This window comes from Pseudomonas sp. CBC3, from assembly GCF_037967085.1.
GTDB lineage: Bacteria > Pseudomonadota > Gammaproteobacteria > Pseudomonadales > Pseudomonadaceae > Stutzerimonas.
Genome location: NZ_JBANEO010000005.1, coordinates 14,194 through 40,681 on the forward strand (window position 1 = coordinate 14,194; position 26,488 = coordinate 40,681).

General features: G+C 58.7%; 23 protein-coding genes. 19 read left to right on the top strand and 4 right to left on the bottom strand.

The features are described 5' to 3' along the window. The first annotated feature begins 13 nt into the window (after positions 1 to 13). The 12 genes from tagH to V6943_RS18780 all read left to right on the top strand — a co-directional run bounded on the left by tagH (position 14) and on the right by V6943_RS18780 (position 15,528). Positions 14 to 1,207, top strand: a complete 1,194-nt coding sequence (gene tagH / locus V6943_RS18725) for a type VI secretion system-associated FHA domain protein TagH (RefSeq protein ID WP_340555035.1) — start codon at positions 14 to 16, stop codon at positions 1,205 to 1,207. Between the two features lie 5 nt (positions 1,208 to 1,212). Next, positions 1,213 to 1,698, top strand: a complete 486-nt coding sequence (gene tssJ, locus V6943_RS18730) for a type VI secretion system lipoprotein TssJ (protein ID WP_340555036.1) — start codon at positions 1,213 to 1,215, stop codon at positions 1,696 to 1,698. Then, positions 1,695 to 3,026 carry a type VI secretion system baseplate subunit TssK gene (gene tssK / locus V6943_RS18735; protein ID WP_181104860.1) on the top strand — a complete coding sequence of 444 codons (1,332 nt, stop codon included), beginning with the start codon at positions 1,695 to 1,697 and terminating at the stop codon, positions 3,024 to 3,026. Before tssJ ends, tssK begins: the two co-directional genes overlap by 4 nt. A 5-nt stretch (positions 3,027 to 3,031) precedes the next feature. After that, a complete protein-coding gene (icmH, locus tag V6943_RS18740) occupies positions 3,032 to 3,904 on the top strand; it encodes a type IVB secretion system protein IcmH/DotU (protein ID WP_340555037.1) in 873 nt (290 codons plus the stop codon). A 15-nt stretch (positions 3,905 to 3,919) separates the two neighbouring features. Continuing rightward, a complete protein-coding gene (tssM, locus tag V6943_RS18745) occupies positions 3,920 to 7,468 on the top strand; it encodes a type VI secretion system membrane subunit TssM (protein WP_340555038.1) in 3,549 nt (1,182 codons plus the stop codon). Next, positions 7,468 to 8,205, top strand: a complete 738-nt coding sequence (locus V6943_RS18750; protein ID WP_340555039.1) for a PP2C family protein-serine/threonine phosphatase — start codon at positions 7,468 to 7,470, stop codon at positions 8,203 to 8,205. The genes tssM and V6943_RS18750 overlap by 1 nt, the downstream gene beginning before the upstream one ends. Next, positions 8,202 to 9,179, top strand: coding sequence for a serine/threonine-protein kinase (locus V6943_RS18755; RefSeq protein WP_340555040.1), 978 nt, complete (start codon positions 8,202 to 8,204; stop codon positions 9,177 to 9,179). Before V6943_RS18750 ends, V6943_RS18755 begins: the two co-directional genes overlap by 4 nt. A gap of 20 nt (positions 9,180 to 9,199) precedes the next feature. Next, the gene (gene tssI, locus V6943_RS18760) at positions 9,200 to 11,275 is read left to right on the top strand and encodes a type VI secretion system Vgr family protein (protein WP_340555041.1); all 2,076 of its coding nucleotides are present in this window, start codon (positions 9,200 to 9,202) and stop codon (positions 11,273 to 11,275) included. Between the two features lie 8 nt (positions 11,276 to 11,283). Beyond that, positions 11,284 to 11,763 carry a hypothetical protein gene (locus V6943_RS18765; RefSeq protein WP_340555042.1) on the top strand — a complete coding sequence of 160 codons (480 nt, stop codon included), beginning with the start codon at positions 11,284 to 11,286 and terminating at the stop codon, positions 11,761 to 11,763. 227 nt (positions 11,764 to 11,990) lie between these two features. Next, complete coding sequence (locus V6943_RS18770) at positions 11,991 to 14,402, top strand: hypothetical protein (protein ID WP_340555043.1); 2,412 nt, start codon at positions 11,991 to 11,993, stop codon at positions 14,400 to 14,402. Then, positions 14,366 to 14,704, top strand: a complete 339-nt coding sequence (locus V6943_RS18775) for a glycoside hydrolase family 19 protein (RefSeq protein ID WP_340555044.1) — start codon at positions 14,366 to 14,368, stop codon at positions 14,702 to 14,704. The genes V6943_RS18770 and V6943_RS18775 overlap by 37 nt, the downstream gene beginning before the upstream one ends. After that, complete coding sequence (locus V6943_RS18780; RefSeq protein WP_340555045.1) at positions 14,701 to 15,528, top strand: XAC2610-related protein; 828 nt, start codon at positions 14,701 to 14,703, stop codon at positions 15,526 to 15,528. Before V6943_RS18775 ends, V6943_RS18780 begins: the two co-directional genes overlap by 4 nt. A 235-nt stretch (positions 15,529 to 15,763) precedes the next feature. Here the strand turns inward: V6943_RS18780 and thiO are convergent, their stop codons facing one another. After that, positions 15,764 to 16,858: a glycine oxidase ThiO gene (gene thiO, locus V6943_RS18785; RefSeq protein WP_340555046.1), complete on the bottom strand. Its 1,095-nt coding sequence runs from the start codon at positions 16,856 to 16,858 to the stop codon at positions 15,764 to 15,766. Between the two features lie 140 nt (positions 16,859 to 16,998). Between thiO and V6943_RS18790 the strand changes: the two genes are divergently transcribed. From V6943_RS18790 to V6943_RS18820, 7 genes are all read left to right on the top strand, one after another. Then, the gene (locus V6943_RS18790; RefSeq protein ID WP_340555047.1) at positions 16,999 to 17,496 is read left to right on the top strand and encodes a GspH/FimT family pseudopilin; all 498 of its coding nucleotides are present in this window, start codon (positions 16,999 to 17,001) and stop codon (positions 17,494 to 17,496) included. A 162-nt stretch (positions 17,497 to 17,658) separates the two neighbouring features. Further along, positions 17,659 to 18,183 (top strand): GspH/FimT family pseudopilin, encoded by a 525-nt coding sequence (locus V6943_RS18795; RefSeq protein WP_340555048.1) that lies wholly within the window; start codon positions 17,659 to 17,661, stop codon positions 18,181 to 18,183. Between the two features lie 8 nt (positions 18,184 to 18,191). Then, positions 18,192 to 18,749, top strand: a complete 558-nt coding sequence (pilV, locus tag V6943_RS18800) for a type IV pilus modification protein PilV (RefSeq protein WP_340555049.1) — start codon at positions 18,192 to 18,194, stop codon at positions 18,747 to 18,749. Then, a complete protein-coding gene (locus V6943_RS18805) occupies positions 18,746 to 19,597 on the top strand; it encodes a PilW family protein (RefSeq protein WP_340555050.1) in 852 nt (283 codons plus the stop codon). Before pilV ends, V6943_RS18805 begins: the two co-directional genes overlap by 4 nt. Beyond that, positions 19,594 to 20,205, top strand: coding sequence for a PilX N-terminal domain-containing pilus assembly protein (locus V6943_RS18810; RefSeq protein WP_340555051.1), 612 nt, complete (start codon positions 19,594 to 19,596; stop codon positions 20,203 to 20,205). Before V6943_RS18805 ends, V6943_RS18810 begins: the two co-directional genes overlap by 4 nt. An 11-nt stretch (positions 20,206 to 20,216) precedes the next feature. Further along, positions 20,217 to 23,918, top strand: coding sequence for a pilus assembly protein (locus V6943_RS18815; RefSeq protein ID WP_340555052.1), 3,702 nt, complete (start codon positions 20,217 to 20,219; stop codon positions 23,916 to 23,918). Between the two features lie 34 nt (positions 23,919 to 23,952). Further along, positions 23,953 to 24,369, top strand: coding sequence for a type IV pilin protein (locus V6943_RS18820; protein ID WP_340555072.1), 417 nt, complete (start codon positions 23,953 to 23,955; stop codon positions 24,367 to 24,369). 76 nt (positions 24,370 to 24,445) lie between these two features. Here V6943_RS18820 and ispH read toward each other — a convergent pair whose 3' ends face one another. The 3 genes from ispH to lspA all read right to left on the bottom strand — a co-directional run bounded on the left by ispH (position 24,446) and on the right by lspA (position 26,476). Further along, positions 24,446 to 25,390 carry a 4-hydroxy-3-methylbut-2-enyl diphosphate reductase gene (ispH, locus tag V6943_RS18825; protein ID WP_340555053.1) on the bottom strand — a complete coding sequence of 315 codons (945 nt, stop codon included), beginning with the start codon at positions 25,388 to 25,390 and terminating at the stop codon, positions 24,446 to 24,448. A gap of 152 nt (positions 25,391 to 25,542) precedes the next feature. Further along, complete coding sequence (locus tag V6943_RS18830; RefSeq protein ID WP_340555054.1) at positions 25,543 to 25,980, bottom strand: FKBP-type peptidyl-prolyl cis-trans isomerase; 438 nt, start codon at positions 25,978 to 25,980, stop codon at positions 25,543 to 25,545. Then, complete coding sequence (gene lspA, locus V6943_RS18835; RefSeq protein WP_256049984.1) at positions 25,973 to 26,476, bottom strand: signal peptidase II; 504 nt, start codon at positions 26,474 to 26,476, stop codon at positions 25,973 to 25,975. Before lspA ends, V6943_RS18830 begins: the two co-directional genes overlap by 8 nt. Between the last annotated feature and the right edge of the window lie 12 nt (positions 26,477 to 26,488).

A 26,488-nucleotide genomic window follows, 5' to 3' on the forward strand; every position in this document is an offset into this window, starting at 1 on the left:
AGGAGAAAAAACCATGGAACTGGTTTTCGATATGGTCAGTGCGCAGCAGTTCGTACCGGGCCTCATCAGCAGTAAAACCTTCAAGCAGGCCGGCGGCATCATTGGCCGCGCCGAGGATTGCGATTGGGTCATTCCGGACCGCAAGCGCGTGCTGTCCAGCCGCCACGCCGTGGTGAGCTACCGGGACGGCGCATTCTTCCTCACCGACACCAGCAGCAACGGCATTCAGCTCAAGGACAGCGGCGCCAGCCTGGACAAGGGCCGGGCGCAGCGCATCGAGCACGGCAGCGTCTACTGCCTGGGCGACTTCGAAATCCGTGCTCGGCTGATCCAGGACCCGGCTTCCTTCGAAGGCGACCTCGGCCGTCCGCAGCCGGCCGGCAGCATCATTCCCGACGACGCTTTTCTCGACCTCGACCCGCTGACCGCACTGGATCAGCAGGAGCGCGTCTATGCCGAGGTGGACGACCTGACCGCCGTGCTCGCCCCGTCTCGAGCCCAGGCGCAGCAGCGTGACTACGCACAGATCGACGAAGAAAACCTGCAGATCCCCGAGCTGGTGATGCCCACACCAGCCGCCCAACCCAAAGCCGCGCCCGAACCCGAACGCCTGCCGCCGGACTTCTGGACGCGATTCGGCGAGGCGCTAGGCGTCAGCCTGGACGATCTCGACGAGCAGGCGCGCCAAGCGCTGGCTCTAAAAGCGGCGAGTCTACTCAAGCAAAGCGTCGGCGGGCTGCAGCAGGCGTTGCGCACCCGTGGCGAGCTGAAAAACGAGTTGCGTCTGTCACTGACCACCGTGCAGAGCGCCGGCAATAATCCGCTCAAGCACAGCATCGACAGTGGCGAAGCGCTGAGTCTTCTGCTGCGCAACGGCAAGGCCGGCCAGTTGCCGGCTGAGCAAGCCGTAGCGCGTGCCTACCGTGATCTGCAGGCGCACCAGGTGGCAATGCTGGCCGCCAGCCGGGCGGCCATCAAGGGCATGTTCGAGCAGCTGTCGCCGGAACAACTGGCGCTGCGCTTCGAACGCGACAACAAACCGCTGATTTCCACGTCCGGCGGCCGCTGGCGCGCATACCGGCGACTGCATCAAGCCATGCAGCGCGACGACGACTGGAGCGAACGTCTATTCACCCGCGACTTCGCCCAGGCGTACGAGGAACAGGTACGCCTGATCGCCACGCTCAACACCGACCTTCAAGGATGATGTCCATGTCTCGCTTTTTTCCCGCTGCGGTGCTTGCTGCGCTGGCCGCGCTCGCCGGCTGCTCGGCGCTCTCGCCCAATTCCCATCTGACCAAGCTGGACCTGTCGTTGCAGGGCAGCGACCGGCTCAATCCCGACCTCAACGGTCGCCCATCGCCCATCGTGATACGCCTGATCGAACTCACGCATTCGGTGGCCTTTGAGAACGCTGATTTCTTCTCGCTCTACCAGCGGCCAAAGGAAGTCCTGTCACCGGACCTGGTGATTCAGGAGGAGCTGGAACTACGCCCCGGCGAGCAGCGCGATCTCAAACTGTTCGTGCAAGAGCACAGCCGTTATGTCGGCGTGCTGGCCGCCTACCGCGACCTACCGGAGTCCAGCTGGCGTTTCGTCATTCCGCTGCAGCATAAGGCGCAGAACCGCATCGAGCTGACGCTCGACGAGCACGGCATCCAGGCCGTCGACCCACTCGCGAAGGGAACTGATCGATGAGCCTGAACAGAGTGGTCTGGCAGGAGGGTATGCTGCTGCGCCCGCAACACTTCCAGCAAAACGACCGTCATTACGACGCGCAGCTCAAGTTGCGTACGCAGAAACTCGGCCACTACGCCTGGGGTTTCTTCGGGCTGGAGATTGACCGTCAGTTTCTCAACATGGGCAAGCTGGTACTCAGCCAGGCCAGCGGCCTCCTTCCTGATGGCAGCCTGTTCGAGATCGGCGCCGAACGTGAGCCGCTGGCCGTGGACGTGTCGCCCAATACCAGCAATACCCCGGTCTATCTGGCGTTGCCTCTGGTCACCGGCAACCATATCGAGAGCCGTCGAGCGGAACAGAAAGACGTGCTGGCACGCTACACCGCCGTCGACGAGGAGGTCGCCGATTCCAACGCCGGTGACGCCAGCAGTAGTCAGGTCAGCACCGCTCGACCGGACTTTCGCCTACTGCTCGGTGAGCAGCAGAGTGACCAGGCCTATGTGAAGCTCAAACTCTGCGACATCCTCGACACCACGCCTGATGGCGTCATCAGCCTCGATCCCGAATACATCCCGACCTTCATCGACTTTCAGGCGTCCAGCTATTTGCTGTCCTGTCTGAAGGAAGTGATCAGCATGCTCGGCCATCGCGGCGACATTCTCGCCGAGCGCATCCGCGCCACCGGCAAGGTCGGCGGTGCCGAGGTTGGCGACTTCATGATGCTGCAGCTGATCAACCGCTACGAGCCGGTGCTGCGCCATTACCTGGGCATCGACCGGGTCCACCCCGAACAGATCTATCGCGAGCTGCTGGGATTACTCGGCGAACTGGCGACCTTCTCCAGCGAAACCAAGCGCCCGCGCCTCGATGGCCGCTACCTGCATAACGACCAGGGGCTGTCGTTTCGCAAGCTGATGGATGCGATCCGCCAGGTGCTGTCGATGGTGCTCGAGCAACACGCCATCGAACTGCTGCTACAGCAACGCCAGTACGGCATCCAGGTCTCGCCGCTGCACGACCACAAACTGCTCGGCAGCGCCTCGTTCGTGCTGGCTGCCAGCGCTCAGTGCGACTCCGAAGAACTGCGCACACGCCTGCCGGCCCATCTGAAGGTCGGCCCGGTCGAGCGCATTCGCCAGTTGGTCAACCTGCATCTGCCGGGTATCAAGGTCAAACCGCTGCCGGTGGCCCCGCGGCAGATCCCGTTCCACTCCGGCAAAACCTACTTCGCCTTAGAGCTCAACTCCGAGGAGCTGGCGCAACTGGAGCGCTCCGGCGGCTTCGCCTTCCACGTGTCCGGTGAGTTCACCGGGCTTGAGCTGAAATTCTGGGCGATCAGGAACTGACCGACATGATCAGAGAAATGGACTACGGACAGGATGACAAGACGGTCATCCTCAATCGCCACGGCGACGCCCCGGCACAGAGCCCGCTGACCGACTTCAGCACGCCGCCCAAATTCGAACAGCTGGAGGAGCGGATGATCTACGCCGCCCGCCTGCGCCCGGCGGAAACCTTCAACATCAGCCTCAACCCGCTAGTGGCGGCGGCCTCCTCACTGCTCTCCGAGGTAGTGCGGCTCAAGCACAGCTTCGAAGGCGAGGACCTGCACGCGCTGAATCAGCGCCTGTCAAGCGAGCTCAAGCTGTTCGAACACCGCGCCCTGCACGACGGCGCCGAAAGCAGCCAGGTGATGGCGGCGCGCTACGTGCTGTGCACCGTCATCGACGAAGCAGTGGTCACCACGCCCTGGGGCAACGAAAGCGAATGGTCGCAGATGAGCCTGCTGTCGAGCTTTCACAACGAGACCTTCGGCGGCGAAAAGTTCTTTCAGTTGCTCGAGCGCCTCTCGCGCAACCCGGTCAAGCACCTGCCGATGCTGGAATTGATGTACCTCTGCCTGTCGCTGGGCTTCGAGGGCAAGTACCGCGTACTGCCGCGCGGCATGCTTGAACTCGAAGCGGTACGCGACAGCCTGTACCGGCAGATCCGCCAGTTGCGCGGCGACGTGCCGCGTGAGGTTTCACCGCACTGGCAAGGCCTGCGCGACACGCGTCGGCACCTGGTGCGCATCGTGCCTTGGTGGCTGGTCGCTCTCTTCACGCTGGTCTGCCTGGGCATGCTGTACACAGGCTTTGCCTGGGTACTTGGCGAGCAACGCGACACCGTGCTGCAGCCGTACCAACCCGTCGATCCAACCGTTCAGATCGAGCCTCAGTCGTAACAAGGACGTAATGCCATGAAGGTTTTTTTCGGCAAGCTTGCCGCGTTTTTCCGCAAGACCTGGGTATGGAGCCTATGCGTCCTGCTGGTACTGGCCCTGCTGGTGTGGTTCGTCGGACCGCTGCTGGCGGTGGACGATTACAAATTCTGGGGATCCTCGACCAGCCGCCTGCTGACCATCGCCGGTCTATGCCTGGCCTGGGGCCTGTTCATGGTCTTCGCCAGCTGGCGCAGCACCCGTCGTCAGCAGGCCGAGGCCAGCGATGACGAATTGCAGGAGCGCCTGCGCCGCGAAGGGCTGGTCAGTGAGGAACAGAGCATCCTGCGCCAACGCTACCGGGACGCCACGCGCACTCTCAAGCGCTCTAGCCTGTACCGCGGGCGTAGCGAGAAATGGCGCAACGACCTGCCCTGGTACCTGTTGCTTGGCCCCCAGGGCAGCGGCAAGACCTCGCTGCTCGATTTCTCCGGCTTGGACTTTCCACTCAACCGCAGCGAAAACCAGCGCTTGACTAAGGACGTCTCCGGCACCCGCTACGCCGATTGGTACTTCGCCGATCACGCCGTATTGATCGACACCGCCGGCCGCTACCTAACCCAACCCGACGCCTCTGTCGACGGCAAGGCCTGGGACACACTGCTCGGCCTGCTACGCCGCCGCCGTGCGCGTCCGCTCAATGGTGTGCTGGTCAACATTCCAGTCGAACAACTGCTGCAATCGAGCGAACTGGAGCTCGAAACCCTGGCGCGTCAAAGCCGCCAGCGCTTGCACGAGATCCATCAGCGTCTGGGCGCCGACGTGCCGGTCTATCTGGTGCTGAGCAAGGCGGACAAGGTGCTTGGCTTCGACGAGTTCTTCGATCAGCTGTCACGCGAAGAGAGCGATCAGGTGCTTGGCGCCAGCTTCCGCAAAGAGCAGGACGGCACCGACGTCAATGTGATCCGAGGCGAATTCGAGGAGCTACTACGCCGGCTCAACAGCCAGGTGATTCTACGCATGCACCAGGAGCGAGATACCCAGCGTCGCGGCCGCATTCTCGACTTTCCCCATCAGCTCGGTCAGATCGGCGAGCGCCTTTGCCTGTTCATAGAGCTGGCGTTTTCCGGCAACCGCTACCAGCGTGCCAGCCAGCTGCGCGGCTTCTACCTGACCAGCGCGCCGCAATTGCAAGGCGGGCTCGATCCGCTGACCAGCGGCATCGGTCGTAATCTCGGGCTGTCCAGCAACGCACTGCCGATCTTGCGCAGTGGCCGAGCGCGCTTCATCAATCACCTGCTCAGCCGAGTGATTTTCCCCGAGGCCGACCTGGCCGGACTGGACCAGAAGGAAGTGCGCCGTATCGACTGGGGCCAGCGCGCCCTGTATGCCGCGAGCTTCGCCTGCCTGGCGCTGTTCGGCGCGCTCTGGGCCAATGGTTTCTCCGGCAATCATGAGCGGCTCGAGCAGCTGCGCAGCCTGGCCGATCGGCTGGGCGACGAGCACCAGGGAATCGCCGCTCAGGACGACGCGCTACGCACGCTCAAGGCATTGGACACCAGCTATGCCGCAACCCAGGTATTTCCCGATAAAGCCGAGGTGTCCTACCTGCAGCGCGGCGGACTCTACCAGGGCGAGGACGTCGATCCGACATTGCGTCAGGCGTACCGCCGAGAGCTGGAAAACCTGCTGCTGCCGCGCGTCGGCCGCCAGCTCGAAGCCCAGGTACGCGCCAACCTCACCGATCGCGAACGCCTACTCGGCAGCCTGCGCGCCTACCTCATGCTCAACCTGGAGCAGCGACGCGACGAAGGCTTTCTCAAGGAGTGGCTGGCAGCCGACTGGTCGCTGCGCTATGCAGGCAATGCCGTGGCACAAAACGGTCTGAACACACATTTCGAGCGCCTGCTCGAAGAAGGCTTCGAGCCTTACACGCTCAACGATCAGCTTGTCGCCGAGGCGCGCCAGGTGCTGCGCAGCGAATCGTTGGCCAACGTCGTCTACCGTATGTTGCGCGATCAGGCCCGCAGCCTGTCCGACTACCGCTTCAGCCAGCGCCTCGGCCCCCAAGGCGCGCTGTTCAACGGCGGCGATTACGCCATCCCCGGCCTCTACACCCAGAACGGTTACCTGAAGTTCTATGTCGCCCAGGGCAGCGACCTGGTGCGCGAGATCCTGCGCGACAACTGGGTGCTCGGCGAGGGCGACAGCCTGAGCCTGAAGGACCTCGGGCGCCTGATGGTGGAAATGGAACAGCTCTACTTTCGCGACTACGCCAACTACTGGGGCGAAGCCGTGGCACAGCTGTCGCTGGAGCCGATTGCTGGCGCCGGCCAGGGTGCTGTACTACTAAGCGGGCTGAGCGCGGCTAACTCGCCACTGCTGCAATTACTGATTGAAGTGCGCGACAACACCCGCTTTGCCGGCGCAGCGGACGCCGCAGGTGATGCTGCAGATGCCGCCGATGCCGCCGATGCGCTCAAGGATGCCAATGGCAAACTGGGCAAGGCTGCCAAACTGGCCTCGGCCGCTGCAGAACAAACCCAGGCCGCACTGGCCAAGAAGCTGCCGGACACCGCGCGCAAGATGCTTGAGCGTCGATTCGAACCGCTGCATCGCCTGCTCGACGAACAGGAGGGCGCCAGCGCCGAGCTGATCCCAACGCTGCAGGCGCTCGACGCGTTGCAGCTGCAACTGGCGAGCCTGGCCCACGCCAGCGCGCCGGATCAGGCCGCGTTCGAGCTGGCCAAGGCGCGTATGGGCGGCCAGCGCGACGCGATCAACCAGTTACGCACCAGCGCGGCCCGTCTGCCGCAACCCATCGGCAACTGGCTCGGCCTGCTCGCCGAGGACAGCTGGACGTTAGTCTTGAACGACGCCTATCACTACCTCAACCGGCGCTACCAGGGCGAGCTGTATGCGTTCTACAAAACGTCGCTGCGTCAGCGCTATCCGTTCAGCGCTCACAGTGAAAGCGACGTCGCGATCGCCGATTTCCGTGAATTCTTCAAGGCACAAGGCGTTGCCGACGGTTTTTTTGATCGCTACCTCAAACCCTTCGTCAGCGGCAGCGCCGGCCAGTACCAGCTGCGCCGCGTCGATGGTCGTGGCCTGCCGCTGTCGCGCGAATTCCTGGCGCAGATGGGACATGCACAGACCATCCGCCGCAGCTTTTTCGCGGAGAGCCCGAACGAGCCACAGATCCGCTTCAAGCTGGAGCCTTATTCGCTGGACTCGAGCCTGGGTCGCGCCGACTTCCGCTTCGGCAACCAGCAGATGGAATACCGCCATGGGCCGATCGTGCAGACCGCTTTCAGCTGGCCGGCTACCGCGGACGATGGCCGCACCAGCCTGGTGGTCGAGGAACTCGGTGGACGCCGCGTCGGTATCGAAAAGAACACTGGCCCCTGGTCGCTGTTCCGCCTGCTGGATCTGATGCAGGTCGACTACCACAGCGGGCGTGATGTATTGATGCTCAAGGCCAACCTCGGCGGGCGCCACGCCAACTACCTGTTGCACAGCCAGCGCTCGCCGAACCCGTTCGACATCGCCCTGCTGCGTGACTTCAAGCTGCCGGCGACCCTGTGATGACCGGGACGCCGAGCCGGACCGTCAACTGGCGAAGTGCCGCGCGGACCGATAGAGGCAAGGTCCGCGCACGCAACGAAGACGCTTTTCTCGACCTCCCCGAGCAAGGTCTCTGGGTCGTCGCGGACGGAATGGGTGGTCACCAAAACGGCGCCCTGGCCAGCCGCCTGATCGTCGAGCAACTGGCCGAGCTGCCCGAAGGCAGTTTGGCCGAGCGTTTGGTCAGCCTGCGCCACTGTCTGCACGAACTCAACCGCCGCCTCGGACAGGAACTGACGGTCACCGCCGAACGTCCCGACCCAGTCATCGGCAGTACCGTGGTCGCCCTGCTGATGGAAGGCGAACGCGCCGCTTGCGTCTGGGCCGGGGACAGCCGCTGCTACCTCTGGCGCAGCAGCCGTCTGTATCAGCTTTCGCGCGACCATTCGCTGCTGCGGCAACTGATCGACGAGCAGAACCTGAGCCCGCAGGAAGCTGCGCGCCACCCTGCGGCACATGCGCTCACCCGTGCCGTCGGCGCCAGCGAGCAACTGGAGCTGGATATCCTCGAGTTCGACGTTCACCCCGGCGACACTCTGCTTCTGTGCAGCGACGGGCTCTACCAGAGTCTGCCGCCGGATACGCTGAGCGCGGCGCTGAACTCGCCGTCGACCGGACTTGCGCTACAGCGCCTATTCGACCAAGCCTTGGATGGTCCGGCGCGGGACAATCTCAGCGCCGTGGTGGTGCGTCGATGAACGAACCTCTGTGCGCCTCGGATCTGACTTATTTTGCCTTCGCCGCCACTGCTGCGCCGGGGCAGGCACCAACGCCTGCAACCGTTACAACCGGTGAGCTGCCTCAGGTGCTTGGCGGGCGTTACCGGATCGAACGGTTGCTTGGAGTCGGTGGGATGGGCGCGGTCTACCGAGCGCGGGATCTATTGCGCGAACAATTCGGCGATCCGGAGCCCTACGTCGCGCTGAAGACCCTGAGCGACGATTTTGCTGAATACCCCGACGCCCATGCGCTGCTCTACACCGAATTCGCACTGACTGCCCGGCTGAGTCATCGCCACGTCGTGCGCCTGTTCGGCTTCGACGTGGACACCGCCAGCCAGCGTGCCTTCATCACCCTCGAATTGCTCAGGGGCCCGACACTCGACCAGCTGCTCAGCGAGCATCCCGAAGGGCTCACCTGGAACGAGTTGCACGAGATCGCCCTGCCGCTACTCGAAGCGCTCGCGTATTCACATAGCCGCGGCGTCATTCACGGAGACCTCAAACCGAGCAACGTGATACTCGCAGAGGACGGGTTACGCCTGTTCGATTACGGGCTCGGCCAGCCACTCGAGGGCGTACTCAATAATCTACCGCGCCTCTCGCGCAACCGTTTCAAGGCGTGGACGACGCGCTATGCGGCCCCTGAGCTGCTGGACGGCGCCGAGCTATCTGAAGCCAGCGATATCTACGCGCTCGGTTGCCTGCTGTTCGAATTAGCGAGCGGCAAACACCCATTCCGCCGCTTGAGCGCCAAGCAGGCCAAAGCGATGGCGCTGGAAAAAGAGCTGCGCTGCCCGCCGAAGCTGCCTACTCATGTTTGGCACTCGCTGCATAGGGCACTCGCCTTCGATGCAGACAAGCGAACAAGCAGCGTGACCCAGCTACTGGATATCTTCCGCCGCCCCGCACCCAGCCGCCTGCAACGCTGGTTCGGGCGCACCCATGGATGACACAAGGACAAGGAAGCGCGATGTTCAACGCGGCCAATGACACCCATTTCAGCCTCACCATCGAAGGCGTCGAGCATGATCTGAAAGTGCTCGCGTTCACCGGTCGCGAGGCCATCAGCCAACCCTATCGCTTCGACCTGGAGCTGGTCAGTGAGCGCCCCGATCTGGACTTGCACAGCCTGCTTCACCAGCCGGTTTTTCTCGCCCTCTCACCGTCGGGCAACGGCATCCATGGTCTGATCCACCGCGTCGCCCAGGGCGAGTCCGGCAAGCGCCTGACACGCTACCGGCTGGCCATCGTCCCGCAACTCGCTTATCTCGCCCACCGCACCGATCAGCGCATCTTCCAGCATCTGACCGTGCCGCAGATCGTCGCCCAGGTGCTCGAAGGTCACGGCATCCAGACCAATGCCTATCGCTTTCAACTCGGTCCGGTGATCTATCCCGAGCGCGACTACTGCACGCAATACGACGAGACCGACCTGCACTTCATCCAGCGGCTGTGCGAGGAAGAAGGCATCCACTACCACTTCGAGCACAGCTCGGGCGGCCATGTACTGGTGTTCGGCGATGACCAGACCAGCTTTCCCAAACTCGGGCAACCCACGGCCTATCTTCAGAACAGCGGCCTGGTCGCCGACGAACCGGTGATCAAAGGCTTCGCCGTACGTCTGCAAACCCGCACCAACCGCGTCAGCCGGCGTGACTATGATTTCGAACAGCCGCGCCTGGTGATGGGAGCCGCTCATAACGGCCCCTCCGGACAGCCGACAACGGCGCAGCCGGACCTGGAAGACTACGACTACCCCGGCCGCTTCACCGACCGCACGCGCGGTAAACATTTGTCCCAGCGCGCTCTGGAACGCCACCGCGCCGATTACCGCCTGGCCGAAGGCGATAGTGACCAGCACAAGCTGGTCAGCGGTCATCTGCTGGAAATCTCCGACCACCCGCGACCGGAGTGGAACGATCTCTGGCTGCTCACCGAGGTGATCCACGAAGGCAGGCAGCCGCAGGTGCTGGAAGAGTCGATCACGAATTCCGCCCTCCGGGGAGAGGGGCTGGATCGAACAGGCAACACATTCACCCAGGGCTACCGCAACCACTTCACCGCCACTCTCTGGAACATTCCCTATCGCCCGGCATTGCATCACCCCAAACCTAGGGTTCTCGGAAGTCAGACCGCCGTCGTCACGGGGCCCGTCGGGGAAGAAATCCATTGCGACGAGCACGGTCGCGTAAAGGTCCAGTTTCACTGGGATCGCATCGGTACCGCCGACGACAAGACCAGCTGCTGGCTGCGCGTTGCCAGCAGCTGGGCGGGTGATCGTTACGGCGGCATCGCCATCCCGCGCGTCGGCATGGAAGTGTTGATTACTTTTCTCGAAGGCGACCCCGATCTGCCTCTCGTCAGTGGTTGCCTCTACCACGCAGAACACCAGGTGCCCTATGACCTGCCGGCGAACAAAACCTGCACAGTATTCAAGACCCTGACTTCACCGGGCGGGGGCGGCTACAACGAGCTGCGCATCGAGGACCGCAAGGGCGCCGAGCAGATCTACCTACATGCTCAGCGCAACTGGGACCAGAACATCGAGCACGATCAGAAGATCCGCGCCGGGCACGAACGCCACGACACCGTCGAGGCCGATAGCTACAGCGAATTCAAGGCTGAGGAACACCTGACAATCACCGGCGACCGCAAGGCGGAAATCAAACCGGACGACCACATGAGCGTTGGCCAAAACCAGCACATCGAACTCGGCACCGCCCAACTGACCAAGGCCGGCCGCGAAATTCACCTCAAGGCTGGCCAGAAGATGGTCATCGAAGCCGGCATCGAACTGACCCTCACTGCCGGCGGCAGCTTCATCAAGCTCGATCCAGGCGGCATCACAGTCAGCGGCCCCATGACCAAGATCAACGCAGGCGGAGCGCCGGGCAAGGGTTCGGGAATCGGTGTCAAGCTGCCGGTGCTGCCGGTGCTGCCGGGCACAGCGGACAAGGACAAGGCGGGAAATCAGCTGGAGCAGGCGCTAGCTGGCCTGATCAACCCCAAAAAGAAAGTCAAAAGAACCATGAATTTTTCAGGCTGAGTCGAACCATGAACGTCATGACCGAGAAACAAACACCCATGGGCCGTCACCTTGTCGGCCAGGCACTCTTATTCATCCTGTCCTGTGGGTATCTGACTGGCTGCGCGGCCGCCGAACTGGAGTCCATCACCTACCAGGAAGCCGTCACCCAATATCAGGAGGGCGGCGGAATCGAGAATTACCGCTGCGCACTGGTGCCGGCCGATGAGCAGTACCAGGCCCTGGATGACGCCCAGCCGATCGCCGTTGAACTCGATGAAGTGCTCTTCGTCAAGATCGCCGGCACCGTCCATGAACTTCAACAGACCGACATCGACGCGACCCGTACGGCCTACGCCTACGAGGGCATGAGCGCCACGCTCACCACGGTCAGCCAGTTCAATCATTCGGAATACAACGAGTCGGATGACCGCCACGTCGACCTCACCTTCGAATCAGCCGGCAAGACGGACACCTACAAGACCTTCGGAGCGGCCTGCGGCCTCTGAGCGTTGAATACGATTACAACCTTTTCACAGGACAAGTCATGACAGGGCGTCGCTTCAGAATCGTTGAAAGTGTTGGCAGCCGCATCGAAGACGTAAACCGCTACGAGGACCTGGCCAAGCACCACCCTTCAGCCGGCCGTGAACCCAACCGGGACTACGAAACCATCAGTGGCCAGCTCGAGGAGGTGCGCCATGTCGGCGGACGCACCCTCGTCAAGAAGGATTTCGTGCTGCTGGTGGACGGCAGCAACCGGTCCATCCCGGTCCCCAGCCCGCTGGCCGGCTATGCCAAGACCAGCCGCGCTTACGGCACGCTGAAAATTTATGACGCCCCCACCAATGGCCAACTGATCGGGCAGATCCTGCACCTCCACCCCACCTTCAAGGTCAACGATGGGGACGCTATCACCTACGGCCAGCACATCGGCCTCCAGGCCGGCACGGACCGGTCGGGCGCACAGAGCTACGCCATCCACGTTCACGCCGAGCTCGAAGAAGGTGATTTCAAACGCTACCTCGCGGACATGGCGAACGGCACCCTGAACCCGGACGATGCCAAGCCGGGCGTTGCCGAGGGCGGCAAAAGCGCTGCCAAGGATGACTGGTGTTATCCCTATACGCCGTCTGCGGGCCACTCGCTTCAGCATCTGACCGCCCTGAGCAAGGCCAAGGCCGGGTTCTACCCCATCGGTGGAAACGGCCTGTGGCATGGCGGCATTCACCTGGACAAGGGCACGTCCGAAGCCTTCGATCAGAGCCGCATCAACTGCATGACCCATGGTGAAGTGGTCGCTTATCGCATCGATGACGAGTACCCCGTCAGCACCTACGCCGGTCGGCCGCCGCTTCAGATACGCGCTCCGTTCTCTACTGGTTTCGTGCTGGTCAGGCATACGCTCCAGGCCAAGGCACCTGCCACCGCTGACGAGTCGAAACCCAAGCCGCCCGCGCTGACGATTTACAGCCTGTACATGCACCTCAAGTGCTGGAAAGACTACCGCCAGGACGAAAAACTGGAGCGCCCGGCGTTCTGGGGATCCGGTGTCTATACCGTCAACACCCGCAGCAGCGAGCTCAACGTACGCGCCGATGCTCTCTGCGATGCCTCAATCGTGGGCAAACTGAGCAAAGGCGCCCAGATCCGCGCCTCGGGTGAAGGGGCGTTCCTCAAGCTCGAGCAGGTGATCAGTGGCAACAATGAACCGGCGTTGACACCCGGGGACGACGGGAGCCTTCCCGGCTATGTTTCCTCGTCCTTCCTGACGGCTCAATCGCAACCCAAGACCATGGGCACCGTGGTGCTGCTGGATCCGCCCCTGCCGATCAAGGCGGGCGACCTGATCGGGCACGTAGGGAAGTACCAGAACCAGAGCGACGGCTCGCCCCAGGACCTACTGCACCTGGAGGTCTTCAGCTGCGAAGACGTGCCGACGTTCATCAGCGAAAGCCGTACTTGGGCGCTGAACCTGCCGGAGGAGGAAAAGACCCGGCTCAAGGTCCACGCCGGCGCCAGCAAGCTGATCCCCCATCGTGATGACATCAAGGCCGGAAATCCGCCGAAACTGACCGACGACGGAGCCGAGATAGGCGTTGACCTGATCCTGCCGCAGAGCCTGCTGGATGCGTTACCCGCCGAGGCCAAGATCAATATCCCCGCCAGCAAAACGGCAACCGGCTGCTCGCCCGAGACCAACTGGTGGCGCCTCGATGGCCTGCTGGCCGACAAGGATGGCCAACCCATCAACGGCTGGCTGGCAGAGCAGAAGCTCATCACGACTCGCCACAGCCCGTGGGAATGGGAAGGCTTCGATTTTCTTGAGGATACCGATACCCCCAGCGCTGGATTGGCCTACTACCTCAACGCGGCTCGCCGCTTGTCCGACGATGAGAAGGCCAGCTACCAGGGCGCGATCGACCAATCCGACAAAGGCCCGGTACGCAGCCGTCTCTACGACATCATCGACACCAACCGCGACAGCAAGATGACCTCGGAAGAGATCCAGGCGGCACTGGCAAAGCCCTGGCACGCCCAATCTATCTCGCAGCTCGTCACGCAGCATGAAAGCGAGTGGTTCTGGGAGGCTTCGCGCTGGGACGAACTCGATGATCTGATGGGCCACAGCCCCGATGATCCGAATCAGGATTGGGTCGAAGAGAAGAACCGCATCAAGACCCTGAGCTGGTGGGGCGATGTAGCCGACCGCCTGAAGTTGGATGCATCAGGCAAGGTCTGGCATCTGCAGCCCATTGGACTCCTAGCAACCTTCTCATCACCGCGAACCGAAGAAATCACTGTCTCCTTCCTAGAAAAAATACTCAAAAAACCAGGTGATTGGTTCACCGGACGCGGCGGTCCTAGAAGCTTCGTTACGCGTTTCCAAGAGAACTATCCTGCTATTTACAGATTTGACAAGGAGGAGTTCGTAAAGATATTGAATGCTGCCTTGACCAGACATGGCATCACCACAAGTTATCAAAAAGCTCACTTTTTGGCTCAGTGCTACCATGAGTCGGCACACTTCGAGACAACAATTGAGTTTGCGTCAGGGAAGGATACAACCCTAGTCAACATCGTGATGCAATACGCAGAGGAAATACAGAAATGGGAGATGGCCCAAGATACAAAGGAAAAGGGCTAATCCAACTCACCTGGAAAAATAACTATGCAGCGTATTCCAGATACCGAGGGATGAACTTCATAGACTCTCCGGGCCTGATTGCATCAGATATGTACAATGCGGTAGATGCATCCTGCTGGTTCTGGCGGAACATTGGAGGAATATATAAAAAATATAATGCCAATGGCGACATTAACGTGTTGATTGACCATGAAAAAAACAATGTCGAACTAATTACTTTGGCCGTCAATGGTGGATACAATGGCTTAGCTGAGCGAAAAGAAATTTTTGCGGCCATTAAGAGGGAATGGAATTTGACATGACGAAAGAAAAAATTAATATCAATTCTCAAGCTGGTTTAATTTATTGTTTCCTAGCAGGCGCTGTCCTTTTTGTTTTCACGAGCACGTTTGCAGCCACGAATAAAGAAAAAGCTACAATGCTTTCCATCAATGGCTCTGGGACGGATCTTTCAATTACAGCCTGCCACGAAGGCATGTGCAAAGCCATCACAACCCCAGAAACCATGCTAGATGCAATAGATAATGAATATAGTCAAATTTCATTAGAAGATCTGACATTGGATGGGATTTCGGAGGTAATTCTGACGCATACCGCAGAAGGCAGTGTGAACGCTTGTTCCAAGGTCTATCGATACGACAGTGAGAATGAAACACTACGCCCCATGGATAAACTTCAAAGCCAGCTATGCAATTATTCTATAAAAAATGATTATCTAATCAGCAGCTACAGAAGCGGTGCAAAGTGGCATGAAGACATATATAAGATAAAAAACAATGATCTCATCCTGACGATTTCTGACAGTTGCATAGGATGTGACTATATCAATCGCGCCCTTTACCTAGACGGAATAAAAACAGGTAATTTGCTAGTCGAGAATAGTCTCGACTATCGGCTTCGCACCCCACTTTCAACAACTGTTATTTCCAAAAAGGCTACTCTCTACAGCGAGCCAAACATTAACCAAGCTACTAAAATGTATTTGATCAACGGCGACGAGGTAGCCCTTACCGACGCGACATCAGATGAAAATTATTTCTGGTACAAAATTCGCTACGTGACAAAAAAAGGCACGTTAATTAACGCCTGGCTACACTGTGAAGATATAAATTTCTGCGAACAATGAATTCATTTTAAGAAATCCTCACGCAAGAATTCTTAAAATCTTCTAAAAGATAAGTTTTATAAAAAATTGATCTTCAGAAAGTATTGCGAGGCAAGCGGCAATGCCTTTTAAGCCGAGCTACCAAGCAAGCAATCGAAACAACTGCGAAGCACCCTGAGGACTTCAAATGAAAAATTTCAGTCAGTGGTCCGTATACAGATGTAACGAAGGACCATTGCATTGTTCCGATCCCAAATCAGAACCGACCGCTAGGCGCATAAGGCTCTGGATCGATAGCAGGAGTGCGCTCAAGCATCAGATCCGTTAGCAACTGGCACGAAGCGGGCGCCAGTACCAAACCGTTACGGAAGTGTCCGCAATTGAGCCAAAGCCCGTCGTGTCCCGGCATCGGCCCGATGTAGGGAATGCCTTCAGGCGAGGCGGGACGCAACCCTGCCCAGTGTTTGATTACTTCGGCATCAGCCAAGGCGGGAAGTAGGTCGATTGCCGTCGCTCTAAGACTTTCGAGGGCATCGCCGGTGGGCGTCTTGTCAAAACCGACATCCTCAAGAGTACTGCCAACCAGGATATGTCCATCACGACGAGGGATAGCATAGCGCCGCTTGGCCAAGACAATACTCGGCAGAAAATCGTCGGCGCACTTGAACAGGATCATCTGTCCTTTCATCGGCTTGACCGGTAATTCCAGCCCCAGCGTGGCGAGCAAATCACCACTCCATGCCCCTGCCGCGACAACAACCCGATCAGCGCGCATTTCACCTTGCGCCGTCTCGACTCCTAGAATTTGCTCGCCATCACGAATGAAACCAGTAACCGGACAATGCTCGACCACCTGCACGTTCGGCAGTCTGGCAAGCGCCACTCGCAAAGCGTCCAAAAGACGCGGGTTGCGAACGTTGGCAACGCTTGGCATGAACACCGCGCGTGAGAACCCCGTTCCCAAGGACGGAACGGAAGCGCGAACCTGCTCCATCGATACTCGATGCAACGGGCGCGCCTGACGCTCGGCCCAGTTGAGCGCCTCCTCTTCGTCATCCAGATCCAGCCAGTAAAGCCCGGTCTCGTACACTTCCGGATCGATTCCGGTTTGCTCGAAGAGACTCTCGCCAAGCTGCGGATAAAAATCCTGCGACCAATGAGCCAGAGCCGTAACCGCCGGGCTGTAACGCCATGGATAAAGCGGGGAAACGATACCGCCACCGGCCCAGGAGGCTTCAGTGCCGACACTTCCGGACTCCAGCAAGACAACAGTCTGCCCCGCGTTTGCGAGACCGTAAGCCGACAACAACCCGATTACGCCGCCACCAATGATGATGGTTTCTCGTTCCACATGGTCCTCCGACACACTGGTTCACATTTCCAACCCTAGGCCCTTGGGCTGGAACCTAGGCTGGTCTAAAAAGACATCGCCGATTTAGGACGGCACCGCCATAGGAAGGCGGCACATCATACGTGCAAAGGAACCGCACCATGCCGAACAAGGATCAAGGCTTTACGCTTGTTGAATTGCTGATCACGCTTGCCCTGTTGATTATCGTCGCCAACATCGCCGTACCGGCTTTTGATGGCCTGGTCACCCGCAATCGTCAGCAATCGCTTATGGAACAGGTTGAGTCCGTCCTGAACAGCGCCCGCGCAGAGGCAGTCCTGCGGCGCCATACCGTTGAGGTCTGCGGCAGCGCTGATGGGCAGACCTGCTCTGACGATTGGGCTAGCGGCTGGCTCGTGCGCACCTCAGACAATCAGTTGCTGCAACTTATGCAACTTCCCATCCATCACGAATTGCGCTGGAGCGGCTTCCAACAGAGCATTCGCTTTCGCGACAACGGCTCCAGCCCTACCGGCAATGGACGCTTCTATCAATGCGACAAACAGCAAGTGACCTGGCAATTGATCCTCAACCGTCAAGGGCGCCTGCGCCAAGGCACGCCGGCAGAGAACAGGAGCGACAACCGGTGTGGTTCTTAAAGGCCTAAATGGCAGCGAATCTTGGCACGGATCACACTCCCTCTGTCGCGTAACACGGATAATCGCACCGTCCGTCCACGCGAAAACGCCAACCATCCTCTATCTCAAGACATGGCAATAGCGCATTTGCATCATCCGCTCAAGACTTCCATGGAGCACACCATGTCACGCCGAACCGACATGCACGGATTCACATTGGTCGAGCTGATGATCATCCTCGCACTACTGGGAATACTTGCGAGTATCGCCATACCCAGCTTCAACGCTTTAATCCGCAGTAACCAAGTGCAAAATAAAGCTGCGGAACTGGCAGCCTTTCTGCAGTACGCACGCGGGCAAGCGGCGATCAATCGTGCAACCTATGAAGTGAAGATTTGCACTAACGGCGATCCTTGGATCATCCGCAAATTCGACACTAGCAATGGCAACAATTGCACGGATGGAGAAATTGAGCGCGTCCTGGAACACACCCCTGAGCAGGTTGAAATCCTTAATACCGCACTGAGCGACGACAAACTGCTCTATCGCTCCAACGGCACCGCCACGGCCGCGAGCTTCACCATTTGCCTGGATGCCGACCCCAGTACCGGCTACCTGCTCGAAGTGCAGCCCAGTGGCGGCACACTCCTCCATTCACGCGGCAAGCAGGACTCCACCGGCACCGCATTGAGCAGCTGCAGCTTATGAGGTATGCGATGACGACCAACAAAGGCTTCAGCCTGATTGAAGTACTCGTGGCATTGCTCCTGACCACCATCGGCGTGCTCGGCATGGTGGCCTTACAAGGACGCAGCATTCAGTACACCCAAGATTCCGTGCAACGCAACACGGCCATCGTACTGGCTGGCGACCTGATCGAAATCATCCGAGCCAATCCGAAAGAACTCTTCAACATGGCGCCACCGCAATTCCCTATGAACAGCGGCATGAAAGACACTTCCCTGCTCTACAAGGAAGCAGGTGAAGACTTCAATGACCGCGCTGCCTGCGTGGCCAGTCCGACTCGCATCGCCAAAACCGCTCAGGAACTTCGCGACTGCTGGGCTGACAAGGTCGAGGCGCTGCTTCCCGGTGGCGCAGAGTTGTTCAACGACCACGGTTACATTTGCCGCAGTTCAACTCCCGACAACTGCGATAACAAGGGTTCGATGATCGAGGTTCGCATGGCCTGGCAAGTTCGCGAGGGAGCCTGTCTTGATGCCAGCGATCCCGATAGCACCATTTGCACCTACACCGTGCGGGTAGAACCATGAACAGCATTAAACGCCAAATCGGCCTCTCGATGATTGAACTGCTAATTGCACTTGCGATCAGCAGTTTCCTGATTCTCGGTATTACGCAGGTGTACCTCGACAACAAGCGCAACTATGTCTTTCAGCAAAATCAGGCCGGCAATCTTGAGAACAGTCGCTTTGCCGCGCTCATAATCAGTGACTACTTGAGCAAGGCTGGCTATCGCCGCAAGCCATCCATCCTGCTGGACACCGTCTTCCCCGACCGCTCTGCCGCGGACGGGTGCCTTGCCTTTAACGCCGGGCACGCCATTACCGGGCTCGCCCCCAACGAAGGTATCGGCTTCTGCATCCGCTACCAACCTCGGATCAGCGGAGAACTGGATTGCCAGGGCACTGCAAGCCCCGTCGTATATGACGAAGCGTTTCCTTCCGCCCCCCCTGACGAAAGCGACCTGACCGTACTGGCGTTCAAATACGAACCCAGCACTGACAGCCAGCTACAGGATGGCCGCCTCCTATGCAAAAGCCTGAACGCAGCTAGTCCCCAGTACGGCGAATTGCTTCGCGGCATCGCTGATCTTCGTCTGGATTTCGGCGTGGGCAACACTGATCTGCTTGAAAAGGAAGTCACGACCTTCATTTCGCAAGCAGACTGGTCCCCGGCCAGCGGCGCGATCCGCAGTGTGCGCTACGCCTTGCTGCTCACCAGCCGTGCAGGTCAGCGCGAAGGTGATGACTCAAAGGTACTCGCTGACTGGTTGGCCGAGGCATCTGCAGACACCCAGACCAAGCTGCAGGAGGCGGACAACAAGCGCATCTATCAGGTTGCGGGCAGCACTCAGACTATCAGGAACCTCATGCCATGACCCCTATCTTTCGCAAATCACAAGGCGGCGCGGTATTGCTCGTTTCCCTTGTGATGCTGTTGGTGCTGACCCTGCTGGCAGTCAGCAGCATGCGCGGTGTCACCCTCGAATCGCGTATCACCGCCAACCGTGCTCACGACATGCAATTCCAGAATGTTGCTGACGCAGCTCTGCGCGAAGCCGAGTTCCGCTTCTATGGCCCGGGAAACCTGGCCGACAAACTGGAAGCCAATGCTCAAAACTGTTCCACATCAAACACATTGAACCCAAACGGTCTCAATAAACCCTGTCTGCTCGAAATCAAGACCGATAGCCTGCTGGCCTTCGTCGAGCAGCCCGAACTGATAAGCAGCAACTTTCTCGAAGTGTCATCCAGCATCTGGATGCCTTATCGAGGCACCGACCCGAAAGTCCAAACCGAAAACGAAGGCGATGCGTACTACCACAGCATTCTGGCGGACGAAGCCAGCAACGCCGCCGTTAATGCCGAATACGGCGGGCGCGGCGAGGGAAGTGGCACCTTTTTCTACCTCAACAATGGCAAGACCGGCGATTCCATGTACCTACAGTCGACGCACGCCAACATCTACCTTGGCCTTAACAATTGAGAGCCGAAATCATGTCTCGTTTTCGACCTATTGCTTCCGCCAAGACGCTGTCGTACGCAGCCTTCGGCGTAGCCCTGCTCAACGCTGCCGCCACCCATGCGGCGGTCTCACAGAGTCCGTTGAGTCTGACTGTAGGCGTTCCACCCAATATCATTCTGACCCTGGATGAATCGGGCAGTATGTCCTGGGGTTACGTTCCTGACTCGGCTGAAAATAGTGTCATCAGCGGCTCCAGCATTACACGCCTTTATGCCGCAAATGCCTTCAACCCGATGTATTACAGGCCAGATACTAACTACGTTATTCCCCCGTTTTTCGATGAGAGCGGCAATGAGGTTGAACTTTCAACCCAATTCACCAATGCCCCTATTAATGGTTTCAGGCCTGCGGACGGGACGCTTGACCTGTCCGACTATTACCGCCCAACAGGCAAAGAGTACCGAATGCCTAGCGGCAGCCACAATCGGCTCAACGGCCCAACCAATGACTTCCGAGTGACCGTAACATTCTCCTCAAATACAACGAAAGAAGAAACCAGCGCAGCCGGCATCAAATTTGAAGTCACCCGCTCCGGAAATAGTGGAAACCGCAACTACACATGCAAAATCCTTCAATCCGGCCCGGTATTGGACGCCAGTGGCTTCTCCTGCACACGGAATAACAACGAGTACACAGCCAGAACACCGGCCTACTACTACTCCTACGACCAGACACTTAGAAACTGCACCAACACCACGTCGGACACCAACTGCTACAAACTTGTTTTTGTACCGGATAGCGAAAAAGAGAACTTCGCCATTTGGTATTCGTTTTACAGAACGCGAGCATTGGCAACGCTATCTGCCACCAGCATGGCGTTCTCACAATTGTCACCTGCCGTTCGCCTGGGCTGGCAGGATCTTGCACGCTGTACCACACTCAATGGCGGCAACACCTCGCTCTGTAAGGACAACAAGTTCCGCCAGTACGATGCGCTGCATAAGGGGCAGTTCTATAGCTGGCTCAAAGACATATACTTCAACAGTGGAACCCCTCTCCCGGCAGCGATGAAAAGGGCCGGGGATTTTTTCAAGGAAGATGTCGCCTGGCATAAGTACCCCAATAGCCGAAATTCTTCCGACAGGAACACTGACGACAATACCTACGCCTGCAGGGCGAGCTACCACATCTTGATGACCGACGGCATGTGGAACGCGACAACCACTAACCCCAGTTCATTTCGCCATGACAATGCCAACTTCACACTCCCTGACGGCGAAAACTATGCAGGGCAACACCCTTATCAGGATGATAAAGCCAGTACGCTTGCCGACTTGGCCATGCATTACTGGGCAACAGACTTAAACCCCAATCTGGATAACGAGCTTCCCGCCTATATTCCATTCAAAAGTGGCGATAACGCTACCGACTACTGGGACGCGCGCAACGACCCAGCCACCTGGCAACATATGACCAACTTCATCATGGGCCTTGGTCTCACCAGCACCCTGAATAGCGCCGGTATACCTTGGTCAGGCAGTACCCACCAAGGCACGGGCTATGAAGCTCTGGCAGCAGGCACTAAGGACTGGCCTGAAGCTTCCAGTGGCAGCAGCAACAACGTATATGACCTGTGGCACGCCGCAATCAACTCTCGTGGCGAATTCTTCAGCGCTGATAGTCCTGAGTCTATGGTTCAGGCCTTCGACGATATCCTTTCCCGCATTGCCGACCGCAAGTCCACCGCTGCCCGGCCCGCCATTAATTCCGGTCAGATCAGCACCGACGAGAACGACAACGGTACGGTCAAGACCGTTTCCTACCAGACCTCCTATGCCAGCGACGATAACTGGTCAGGCGATGTCAAACGCTTCGAGAAAGCCTGGAACTCTCAAAGCAACGCGTTCGAAACTACCGAAATATGGAGCGCCAAAGGCAAGATGCCAGGCTGGCAAAACCGCAAGATCATGATTGCCGGTAATGACAATAGCGGGCTGATGGACTTCAACTGGGACAATGCCGGCTCCGCTGACACTACCGGCACTCTGGCGAACTTGCTCAGCCGCGATCCTGAAAATGCAAACGTAGTCGATAACTTGGGCAAACAGCGTCTGGAATATCTTCAAGGCGATCGCAGCGGTGAAGGCAGCACCTTCCGCCAACGCAGCGGCGTGCTGGGCGACTTCTACGGTTCTAGCCCGGCCGTAGTGTCCGGGCCGCGCTATCTGATCAATTTCACCAACAGGCTCGAAGGCAACACTGCCTATACGACCTTTGCAGAGGAAATCGCCGGACGCACCCCGCGCCTCTATGTTGGGGGCAACGATGGCATGCTGCATGGCTTCAACGCTCAAACCGGGGTCGAGGAGTTCGCTTTCATTCCAACTGCGGTGTTCCCCAAGCTGAACAAGCTGACCGGCGCCAATTACAGTCATGAGTTCTATGTCGATGGCAGCCCCGTCGTGGCCGATGTATACGACGGTGAAGAATGGCGCACCATTCTGGTCGGCACCCTGAAAGCAGGCGGCAAGTCGATATTCGCCTTGGATATCACCCATCCTGGCGAAGAGAAATTGCTCTGGGAATTCGATGACAGCAAATTACCCGATGATGCTGAGGTGAAGATGGGTTACAGCTTCTCCCAGCCGACCATTGCCCGCCTGCATACCGGAACATGGACCGTAGTGTTCGGGAATGGCTACGAAAGCGCCAACAATACCAATGGCAAGGCCGCGCTTTACATTGTCGATGCGATGGAAGGCACGCTGCTCAAGAACCTGGAAGTGGAAGGTGTGGATGGTATCCCCAATGGCCTGTCGACACCCAAGCTTGCCGACTACAATGCCGACGGCGTAGCGGACTATGCCTACGCGGGAGATCTGCAAGGCAACGTCTGGCGTTTCGACTTGCTGCGTAACGGCCGTAGCGACAGCGCGCCCTTCACCACCGAAGACGATAGCGAAAACGTCGTCTCGGATTTCGAGGTGGCCTATGGCGGTCAGCCGCTGTTCAGTGCGGTGGCAGACAACGGCAGCACTCGCCAGCCCATCACCTCCGCGCCCAGCCTCGTACTTCACCCAAGCGGATTCGGTTATCTAGTCGTTTTCGGTACAGGAAAGTTCTTCGAAACCGGCGACAAGGAAGGCGACAAGAGCATCGCACAGACCGTCTATGGCATCTGGGACAAGCAAACCTTGGGCGAGGAGGCCAGCAATCCCAATATCAGCCGCAGCAGCCTGCAAGAACAAGAAATCGTGACCCAGACTACCGTCGAGGCCGACGGCTCGAGCCGCCAAGGCTTGGTCCTTAGCAACAACAATGTAAGCTGGCAGGCAAGCGACAACCAGCCCGCACAGAATGGCTGGTATTTGAACCTACGTCAGAGCGATGGAGAAATGGTCGTGGAGAATATGTCGCAACTGGGCCGCACCGTATTCTTCCAGTCGCTGATCCCTAACGACGACCCCTGCGGCGATGGTGCCACCAACTGGACCTATGCCATCAATCCCTTCACTGGCGGTAGAACGCTTCACAACGCATTCGACTACAAACCCACCACAGATGTCGGCACCACCAACATTTCGGCAGTCCGCCAGGACGGCGAAGGGGGCGGCACTCTTTCGCAGGACTCCGACGGAACGTACCAATACTGCACGGGCCAAGAATGCGTGAATATCTACCCAGACCCCGCCAGTCTGGGCCGCCAGAGCTGGCGCCGAGTTGAAGGGGAATAACGAAATGAAACCAGTAGCATCAACGGCGCAGTCCATGAAACACGTCCAGAACGGTTTCACCCTGATCGAACTCATGATTGTGGTTGCCATCATCGGCATACTGGCGGCCATTGCTTACCCGAGCTATGACGAATACGTCAAGCGTGGCAATCGCACCGAAGGTCAGGCCCTGTTGAACGATGCCTCCGCACGGCAGGAACGCTATTTTTCGCAGAACAATGTTTACATTACTTCTAACGCCGATATCGCCAAACTTGGCCTGAGGAGTGGCAATACATCGGAAACCGGTAAGTACACCTTGGGTGTCAGCCAATCAAACAATGATGGCGGTTATACACTCACAGCCACACAGAACTTTGGCGACACCAAATGTGGCAATCTCACTCTCAATGCCTTGGGCGCAAAGGGTCGCAGCGGTAGCGTAAAATCCGTTAATGATTGCTGGAGGTAAACTGGTGTAGCCACTACTCCAGAGAAAAGAGCAACCATCAGATACAAGAAGCCCGATCATGGATCGGGCTTCTTTATTACAGCGCTTTAATCCGCAACTCCTTCGGCATCGAAAACGTTACATTCTCCGGCCGCCCTTCCAGCTCATCCATCCCTTTCGCGCCCCACTCACGTAACTGGTCGATCACTCCACGCACCAGCACTTCAGGTGCCGAGGCGCCGGCGGTGATGCCGATGCGGGCGTTTTCGGCGAACCATTCGCGCTTGAGGTCTTCGGCACCGTCGATCAGGTAGGCGGGGGTGTCCATGCGCTCGGCCAGTTCGCGCAGGCGGTTGGAGTTGGAGCTGTTGGGGCTGCCGACGACCAGGACCACATCGCACTCACCGGCCAGTTGCTTTACAGCGTCCTGGCGGTTCTGGGTGGCGTAGCAGATGTCGTCCTTGCGCGGGCCGCCGATGCTGGGGAAGCGCGTTCGCAGGGCGTCGATCACGCGGCTGGTGTCGTCCATGGACAGCGTGGTCTGGGTCACGAACGCCAGCGACTCGGGGTTGCGCACCTGTAGCTGGGCGACGTCTTCCTCGTCCTCGACCAGGTAGATCGAGCCGCCGTTCGCGGTGTCGTACTGGCCCATGGTGCCTTCGACTTCCGGATGGCCTTCGTGGCCGATGAGGATGCACTCTCGCCCCTCGCGACTGTATTTGGTCACTTCCAAGTGGACCTTGGTCACCAGCGGACAGGTCGCGTCGAAAACCTTCAGACCACGTCTGTCAGCCTCCATTTTCACCGCCTGGGAAACACCGTGGGCACTGAAGATGACGATGAAGCCATCCGGCACCTGATCGAGCTCATCGACGAAAATCGCGCCGCGCTCGCGCAGATCTTCCACCACGAACTTGTTGTGCACCACTTCATGGCGCACATAGATCGGCGGCCCGAATACTTCCAAGGCACGGTTGACGATCTCGATGGCACGGTCGACGCCGGCACAGAAACCACGCGGATTGGCGAGTTTGATTTGCATATGTATTCTCGGCACGCGAAGCAGGTGAGTATTAGGTGTAACGCATGGCAGCGGTATGAAACAAAGCGGATATCAGCAACCTGTGGTGTTGATGGGCTAACGCTAGTTCGCCAGCAACCTGCCTCTACAGCAGCCTACCTCGGAAGCTCCACTCAGACCGGCTTGACCTCGAATATCTCCACCTCGAACGTCAGCGCCTTGCCAGCCAGAGGATGGTTGAAATCCACGGTCACCTGACGCTCATCGAAGGCTTTGACGATACCTGGCAACTCTGTTTTGGCGGCATCGTTGAAAATTACTAGCAGGCCTTCGGACAGCTCCATACCTTCGAACTGGCTGCGCGGCATGGTCTGGACATTCTGTTGATTGTGCTGACCGAAGCCTTGCTCTGGTGCGATCTGGAAGGTGCGTTTATCACCGGCTTTGAGCCCGAACAACTGCTGTTCGAACCCCGGCAACAAATTTCCATCACCGACCTTGAAGGTCGCCGGCTGCTTGTCAAAAGTTGTATCGACCTGCTCGCCGTTTTCCAGACTCAGCGCGAAATGCAGGGTGACCTGCATATCCTGCGCGATGCGTTGTTCAGTCATTTACCGCTTCTCCCGTTTTACTACTACGGAACATGTCCAGCGCCAGCATCACTGCGCCGATGGTGATGGCGCTGTCGGCGATATTGAATGCCGGGAAATACCAGCGGTTCTGCCAATGCACCAGGATAAAATCGACGACATGGCCCAGTACGACGCGGTCATAGAGATTACCGAGCGCGCCGCCCAACACCAGGGCCAGGGCAACCGCTAGCCAGGTTTCGCCGGGCTTCAAACGCTTCATCCAGACCACCAGCACGACGCTGACGCCAATGGCAATCGCCGCGAACAACCATCGCTGCCAGCCGGAATGATCGGCCAGAAAGCTGAATGCCGCACCAGTGTTATAGGCCAGCGTCCAGGCGAAGTAGTCGGGGATCACATCGACCTTCTGGTACAGACTGAAGTTGGCTTCGAAATAATGCTTGGTCGCCTGATCGAGGGCGATGACCAACACACTAAGCCATAGCCATGACAGCTTGCCGAAACGCGACGTCATGCTTCTACCCTC

Excerpts from the sequence above, each read along its gene's own strand:
- tagH (WP_340555035.1), top strand. The coding sequence starts at position 14 with ATGGAACTGGTTTTCGATATGGTCAGTGCGCAGCAGTTCGTACCGGGC.
- tssJ (WP_340555036.1), top strand. The coding sequence starts at position 1,213 with ATGTCTCGCTTTTTTCCCGCTGCGGTGCTTGCTGCGCTGGCCGCGCTC.
- tssK (WP_181104860.1), top strand. The coding sequence starts at position 1,695 with ATGAGCCTGAACAGAGTGGTCTGGCAGGAGGGTATGCTGCTGCGCCCG.
- icmH (WP_340555037.1), top strand. The coding sequence starts at position 3,032 with ATGATCAGAGAAATGGACTACGGACAGGATGACAAGACGGTCATCCTC.
- tssM (WP_340555038.1), top strand. The coding sequence starts at position 3,920 with ATGAAGGTTTTTTTCGGCAAGCTTGCCGCGTTTTTCCGCAAGACCTGG.
- V6943_RS18750 (WP_340555039.1), top strand. The coding sequence starts at position 7,468 with ATGACCGGGACGCCGAGCCGGACCGTCAACTGGCGAAGTGCCGCGCGG.
- V6943_RS18755 (WP_340555040.1), top strand. The coding sequence starts at position 8,202 with ATGAACGAACCTCTGTGCGCCTCGGATCTGACTTATTTTGCCTTCGCC.
- tssI (WP_340555041.1), top strand. The coding sequence starts at position 9,200 with ATGTTCAACGCGGCCAATGACACCCATTTCAGCCTCACCATCGAAGGC.
- V6943_RS18765 (WP_340555042.1), top strand. The coding sequence starts at position 11,284 with ATGAACGTCATGACCGAGAAACAAACACCCATGGGCCGTCACCTTGTC.
- V6943_RS18775 (WP_340555044.1), top strand. The coding sequence starts at position 14,366 with ATGGGAGATGGCCCAAGATACAAAGGAAAAGGGCTAATCCAACTCACC.
- V6943_RS18780 (WP_340555045.1), top strand. The coding sequence starts at position 14,701 with ATGACGAAAGAAAAAATTAATATCAATTCTCAAGCTGGTTTAATTTAT.
- V6943_RS18790 (WP_340555047.1), top strand. The coding sequence starts at position 16,999 with ATGCCGAACAAGGATCAAGGCTTTACGCTTGTTGAATTGCTGATCACG.
- V6943_RS18795 (WP_340555048.1), top strand. The coding sequence starts at position 17,659 with ATGTCACGCCGAACCGACATGCACGGATTCACATTGGTCGAGCTGATG.
- pilV (WP_340555049.1), top strand. The coding sequence starts at position 18,192 with ATGACGACCAACAAAGGCTTCAGCCTGATTGAAGTACTCGTGGCATTG.
- V6943_RS18805 (WP_340555050.1), top strand. The coding sequence starts at position 18,746 with ATGAACAGCATTAAACGCCAAATCGGCCTCTCGATGATTGAACTGCTA.
- V6943_RS18810 (WP_340555051.1), top strand. The coding sequence starts at position 19,594 with ATGACCCCTATCTTTCGCAAATCACAAGGCGGCGCGGTATTGCTCGTT.
- V6943_RS18815 (WP_340555052.1), top strand. The coding sequence starts at position 20,217 with ATGTCTCGTTTTCGACCTATTGCTTCCGCCAAGACGCTGTCGTACGCA.
- V6943_RS18820 (WP_340555072.1), top strand. The coding sequence starts at position 23,953 with ATGAAACACGTCCAGAACGGTTTCACCCTGATCGAACTCATGATTGTG.
- ispH (WP_340555053.1), bottom strand. The coding sequence starts at position 25,390 with ATGCAAATCAAACTCGCCAATCCGCGTGGTTTCTGTGCCGGCGTCGAC.
- V6943_RS18830 (WP_340555054.1), bottom strand. The coding sequence starts at position 25,980 with ATGACTGAACAACGCATCGCGCAGGATATGCAGGTCACCCTGCATTTC.
- lspA (WP_256049984.1), bottom strand. The coding sequence starts at position 26,476 with ATGACGTCGCGTTTCGGCAAGCTGTCATGGCTATGGCTTAGTGTGTTG.